Source organism: Tessaracoccus sp. OH4464_COT-324 (assembly GCF_003932855.1).
Classification (GTDB): domain Bacteria; phylum Actinomycetota; class Actinomycetes; order Propionibacteriales; family Propionibacteriaceae; genus Arachnia.
The window spans coordinates 1-588 of record NZ_RQYZ01000152.1 but is presented as its reverse complement, the minus strand read 5'-3'; the positions used below and the strand labels follow the sequence as shown (position 1 = coordinate 588).

Here is a 588-nt window from a genome sequence, read left to right as displayed (position 1 = left end):
GGCCTCCCCATCAACCAATTCAACCACCCAGAAACCCTCGGCGGCCTCCCCCTCAACCACCAAAGATCCTTCATCAACATCTACATCGGCTTGGGCGTCTACACCAAAGGCGGCACCTACGACAAAGCCTTCGCCTTAGAAGTTAATCGTGGGGTGATCCCCGTGCAAAACTTCAACATGGAGGCCAGACATTTGAAGAACCCGCAACACTACGGGCGCCTCACCTGCGGCCGCACCGGACCCAGAGACAGATTCTTTTCGTCTGCCTCGCCTACGCCGAAGACGCCGTCATAAAAGCAGAGGACACCGGAATAGGCGAGATAACCGACGAAGAAATCATCGCGATGACCAACGAATACCTCGACCACGCTCTCAGCGTGCGAAACCCATAATGCCCACCACCAAAACCCCACCACTGTGGTGGGCCATCATCGCCGTCCTCACCCTGGTACTCGCCGTACTCACCGCGGTGGTGTGGTTGCGCCCCACCCAGCCCACGGTCACGCCCGGGCCTTCCCCCACCTACATCTGGAGCACCACCACCCCAACCCCCATCCAGCTCAACACCCCAACCCCAACACCCACACC

At 59.4% G+C, this 588-nt stretch carries 1 protein-coding gene and 1 pseudogene; both read left to right on the top strand.

Features of this window, described 5'->3' with window-relative positions; genetic code table 11:
• Window positions 1–294 (top strand): hypothetical protein (locus EII42_RS13640; RefSeq protein ID WP_233558422.1); only part of this gene is annotated, 294 nt, incomplete at its 5' end.
• A 97-nt stretch (window positions 295–391) separates the two neighbouring features.
• Window positions 392–588 (top strand): annotated as a pseudogene (locus EII42_RS12540) (hypothetical protein); the annotation flags it as partial.